General features: G+C 72.1%; 3 protein-coding genes. All 3 read left to right on the top strand.

The window, feature by feature from the left end:
• Positions 1-1,069: hypothetical protein (locus C1I98_RS42135; RefSeq protein WP_158558329.1), on the top strand; the 1,069-nt coding region annotated here is incomplete at its 5' end.
• The gene (locus C1I98_RS36035; protein ID WP_111171768.1) at positions 1,054-2,619 is read left to right on the top strand and encodes a Cas10/Cmr2 second palm domain-containing protein; all 1,566 of its coding nucleotides are present in this window, start codon (positions 1,054-1,056) and stop codon (positions 2,617-2,619) included. The genes C1I98_RS42135 and C1I98_RS36035, both read left to right, overlap by 16 nt.
• Positions 2,616-4,293: RAMP superfamily CRISPR-associated protein (locus C1I98_RS36040; RefSeq protein ID WP_111171769.1), on the top strand; the 1,678-nt coding region annotated here is incomplete at its 3' end. The genes C1I98_RS36035 and C1I98_RS36040, both read left to right, overlap by 4 nt.

Below are 4,293 nucleotides of genomic sequence, written 5' to 3' on the forward strand. Positions count from 1 at the left end.
GGCGTCGCAGTGGGGGCTGGCGGCGGTGGCCGGTGTGGCCGGAGCGGTGGCCGCCGGGACGGTCCCCGACGTGATCAAGGGGTGGCTCGGCGATCAGCGGCTGTCGCTGACGGTGCTTTGCATAGCCGCCGCGTTGATGTTCGCCGGGATCAACCTGTGGCAGCAGCGCAGCAGAGGGGTCGGGATCGTGATCTCGCTGCCGCCGGAGCGGTGGCGGGGGCCGTGGAGCGGGCAGTGGCTGACGGCGGCCGTCGATCACGCCAAGCGCAACCATGATTCGTGCTTCGCCGTACGGCGGTCCATCCCCTCTGATGAGCCCGCAGCGCGGGCCGAGGCGCTGGATTTGGCCTACGAGTTGGTGACCGCGCGGCTGGTAGAGCTGTCGGAGGTCGATCCGGCCACGCCGGTGTCCCTCTACGTCAATGCCACTTTGCCCGACGTGTTCGACCTGGGCGCGCGGTTCAAGTTCAACGTGCAGCGGGAACTGCGCGGCGTCGGGCCGGACCCGGAAGGCGCCGGCAAGCGTCCGGCGGCCGGGCTGGTGCTGCCCCAGCCGTCGGAGCGCGCGTTCGCGGACTTCTTTCCCTCGGTGCGGATCAGCAGCCGGTTGAAGGAACCGCTGACCCCGGCGGAGGCGAGGCGGGCCGAGAGCCTGGCCCGGGTGGTGGACGAACCGGAGGAGTTTCAGGCCGTCGAGCACGGTACGGCCGTCGCCGTCGTGGTGCACCTGTCCGACAATCCGCTGATGATCTCCCAGGCCCTGTCGGCCGCCGCCACCGGCTGCCTGGACAGCGCCGGGAAGCATGCGCGCTGCCGGGCCGCGCTGCTCATCGAGGGCGGACCGGCGAACATCCCCGAGACGATGGCCGACTTCGAACTGGTCGTCCGGCACGTTTACGCCGCCTGGCGGGCCTGGGTCGCCGCTCGCCCGCAGTACGCCGATCTCGACCACCGGCTGTTCATCGCCGCTCCTGCCGGGGTCGCCTTCGCGCTCGGCTGGCTGTTCGGTCACACGGTGACCGCGGTCCCTCATCCCTACCCGACAGGAGAGTCATGTACGTCGTCGTGATCCGCACGGCGGGCAACCAGCGATACATCTTCGCCACCAACCGGCGCCAGGAGATCGTCGGGGCCTCGGACCTGATCGCCCGCGTGAACGAGACATGGGCATTCGACGCGCTTCGGACGGTCGCCGGGGCGGAGTTCACCGCGGACTGGCGGATCGGCACCCACCCGGCGGAGCTGGTGGTCGCCGGGGCGGGACTGGTCGTCGTCCTGGTCGAGGAACATGTGACCGGCCAGGGCCTGGTCTCCGAGGTGACGGAACGCGCCCTGCGCGAGGCCCCGGGCCTGGACGTCTGTGGTGTCGTCGTGGAAGCCGGTGGCGAGCCGCTGCGGGAGACCATCCGGGCCGCCTACCGGGAGCTGTCCTGGCAACGGGATCGCCGTCCAGGGCCGCAGTCCCGCCACCTGCGGCTGCCGCTGGCGCAGGACTGCGAGTCGAGCGGCCTGCCCGCCATGGAGATTCGTTCCGAGGGGAACGGAGAGGAGCCACGTCCGCGTTCTGCCGCCGCCGCGTACAAGATCGGCGCCTCCAGGCCGGCCCTGCACCGGCTCGCCGGGATCTGTGGCACCACCCCGGCAGAGATGAGAGCCGTCGTGGACCGGCTGGGGCTCACGGCCGAGTGGGTGGCGGTCGTGCACGCCGACGGCAACGGCCTGGGCGACCTGTTCCGGGGCCTGGCCGGGCATCCCGACGCCCAGGACGACCGGGGTTACGCGGAGCTGTTCCGCCAAGTCTCCGCCGGGGTGGACGACGCGGCCAAACGGGCGCTCCTGGTCGCGCTGCGCAGGACGGCCGAGCAGCGCGCCGACGGAGAGACACCCGCCGTCCTGCCGCTGATCGTCGGCGGTGACGATCTGACCGTGGTGTGCGAGGGCGACGTGGCGCTGCCCTTCGCCCAGCACTACCTGGAGGCGTTCGAGGCGGAGACCGCCGCGCACCCGCTGCTCGGGAAGACTGGGCGAGCCAGGCTGACGGCCGCTGCCGGCGTGGCGATCGTCAAGCGTAACTATCCGTTCCACTTCGCCTATGACCTGGCCGAGGAGCTGATCTCAAAGGAGGCCAAACGGGTTAAGGAACACGGGTCGGCGCTGGCGTTCGTCGTGCTGTACGAGAGCGCGGCACCCGATCTGGCCAGGATTAGGGAGTCGGTCACGCCGTCGGGGTCGGCGGGGCGGTCGGCTTCGCCGTACATGGTGGGGACGGACGGTGCGGGAGGACCGCGCTGGGACGACCTGCTCCGGCGGGCCGACGCGCTGCGTCGCCGTGACCGCGACTCCGGCGAACGTCTGATCCCGGGCGGTGTGGCGCATGACCTGTGCGAGGGGTTGTGCCTCGGCGCGGACGTCGCCCGCGCCCGGCTGTGGCTGGCGCGCCGCCGCGTCGCGGGGAATCCCGAACGTGAGCGGGCGCTCGACGACCTGACGGCGGGTGAGCGGTTCTGGGATGGCCCAAGTTCACCGGACGACCTGGATTCCGGGGAACGGACCGGCCTGATGGACGCCATGGCGGCCGTGCCGTTCCTGCCCGCCGAGACCGGGACGGCGGCGCGATGAACGGCGAATTCGAACTCTCGCTGTTCATGATCAGCGACTGGCGGATCGGCACCGGCACCGGCCGCTACGGCTACCTGCACCGACTGGTGCAACGCGACGCCGAAGGAACGGCCAAGGCCCCCGGCGCGCCGATCGTCCCGGCGAAGACCCTGGTCGGGGTGTGGCGCGACTCCTGCGAACTGGCCGCACACGCCCTCGACAGCGGGTCGTCGGGGGTCTGGCACGATTGGCTCGCCTTCCTCTTCGGCGGCCAGTACGCCACCGGCGACCCGATGCTCCGCCCGGCGGCGCTGGTCTTGAACGGCCCGCTCCGGCTGCCGGACCGGCTGACCGGCCTCCTGCGAGATCGGCCGAGCGTCGCGTGGGCGGCCACGTTCCGCAAGCCGGGCGTCGCAATCGACCCGGTGACCGGTACCGCGCAGACCGAGATGCTGCGCTTTGAGGAGATGGCCAGGGCAGGGGTCACGCTCAGCGGCCGTGGCCGGATCGAGGGGTATGACGGACTGGACCCCGTGGGGCGGGAGGCCGCAGTGGCGCTGCTGATGGCGGGCGCGCGACTGCTGGAGGGAATCGGCGGCAAACGCCGGCGCGGGGCGGGCCGGTGCAGGCTGACCATCGACGGCCTGGCCGGCGATTTCGCGATCCTGGGCCGGACCGACGTGCCAGCACCGCCCACGGACCGGCCGTTTTCGGTCGAGGACCGGCCGATGGCGGCACCCGTCGCACGGCCTGGCTGGGAGACCGTGAACCTGACCCTCACCGTTGAACAGCCTGTGCTCGCCGCCGCCACCGTGCAGGGCAACCTGGTGGAAGGCGCGGACCACATCCCCGGCTGGTGCCTCATGCCCGAGGTGGCCAGGCGGCTCGGCGGGGCCGCGCACGCGCTGGTCCGCACCGGAGACCTGGTGGTCACCGCCGCGACACCGCAGACACCGGACGGCGAGCGCAGCCTGCCGGTTCCGAAGGTGCTGGTGCACGCCAAAGGCGCACCCGCCAGGCCCACCGCCAACCGGATGGCCGAGGACGCGGCCGACGGCAAGCAGTACCGCAAGGGGTTCATCGCCCCGGGCAATGGCACGATCATCATCCCGGGCACCACGCTGCGCATGCACAACACCATCGACGACGACCTGCAGCGTCCGACCAGGGCCGTCGGCGGCGTCTACATCTACCGGGCGCTCGCGGCCGGAACGGTGCTGCGCGCGCAGGTCAGGGTCCGCGCGGGGGCGCTGCCGTCAGGCTGGGAGCGGCGGCTGAACGACCGGTGGCGGGTGGGCCGTTCGTCCAAGGACGACTACGGACGGGTGCGCGTCGAGGCCCAGGCCGCCGTTCAGGAAGACCGGGTCAGGGCCGTAGGCGGCGTGCTGCGCGTCTGGCTGCTGTCGGATCTGCTGGTCCGGGACGCGCGGCTGCGGCCGAGCACCGAGGTGGCGGACGCCGTCCGCGCGCTGGAGGCCGCCTTCGCCAAGGCGGGCGCGCCGGAGGTGCGGTTGACCCCGATCATCGCCGGAGAGAACGGCAGGGTCGCGGTGGCGGTGGCGGCGGGCCGTACCGAGAGCTGGCACCGGGGCTGGGGTCTGCCTCGGTCCACGCTCTACGGTCTCGCTCAGGGAAGCTGCCTGACCATCGAGGTGACAGGACGGCTCGACCCGGCGGTGCTGGCCGAGGTACGGG

The sequence above is a fragment of the Spongiactinospora gelatinilytica genome (genome assembly GCF_003236385.1).
GTDB classification, from domain to species: Bacteria; Actinomycetota; Actinomycetes; order Streptosporangiales; family Streptosporangiaceae; genus Spongiactinospora; species Spongiactinospora gelatinilytica.

Excerpts from the sequence above, each read along its gene's own strand:
- C1I98_RS36035 (WP_111171768.1), top strand. The coding sequence starts at position 1,054 with ATGTACGTCGTCGTGATCCGCACGGCGGGCAACCAGCGATACATCTTC.